We start from the raw sequence: 597 nt of genomic DNA, 5'->3' as shown, positions 1-597 counted from the left end.
CTTTTTATTTTTCGTTTTGGAAGAATTAGATTGAATAAAAAAGAGACCGAAGCGCGCAAAACAAGAGCAAACAAAACATAAAACGGCGACAAATCAAGCGATTGAACTTTTTCCACTTTACATCATCCACGCTTCCCCCTATTATCTCGGCCCATGGAGAGATGGCTGAGTGGTTGAAAGCACCGGTCTTGAAAACCGGCGTACGTTAATAGCGTACCTAGGGTTCAAATCCCTATCTCTCCGCCACATTGCATTGTTGAGCTGATGCTGAACAATTTGCCTCGATAGCTCAGTCGGTAGAGCAGAGGATTGAAAATCCTCGTGTCGGTGGTTCGATTCCGCCTCGAGGCACCACTTATTAAGTTGTGCCAGATACAACAACAGAATAGTTCCTCCTTAGCTCAGTCGGTAGAGCGACGGACTGTTAATCCGCAGGTCGCTGGTTCGAGCCCAGCAGGAGGAGCCACATTTAAAAAGCCTCATCAAWTTGATGAGGCTTTTTGCTATTTTGTCGTTTGACTTCACTCAAGTTGGGCAAATCGTGCCGTGAAGATTGGTAAGCTGACTCGCCTGATGCAACCAGCTCTTCACTGACTG

3 tRNA genes are annotated in these 597 nt (G+C 46.3%); all 3 read left to right on the top strand.

Going from position 1 to position 597, the window contains the following annotated elements:
- The first annotated feature begins 155 nt into the window (after positions 1-155).
- The 3 genes from CIK04_RS32355 (at position 156) to CIK04_RS32345 (ending at position 466) form a co-directional block, all read left to right on the top strand.
- Positions 156-246 (top strand) — tRNA-Ser (locus tag CIK04_RS32355).
- Positions 247-278: 32 nt separating this feature from the next.
- Positions 279-354 (top strand) — tRNA-Phe (locus CIK04_RS32350).
- A gap of 36 nt (positions 355-390) precedes the next feature.
- Positions 391-466, top strand: a tRNA-Asn gene (locus tag CIK04_RS32345).
- Positions 467-597 lie beyond the last annotated feature (131 nt).

The sequence above is a fragment of the Vibrio sp. 03_296 genome (assembly GCF_002265885.1).
Note: the sequence above shows the minus strand (reverse complement) of the source record. Positions and strands in the feature narration are given on the sequence as shown.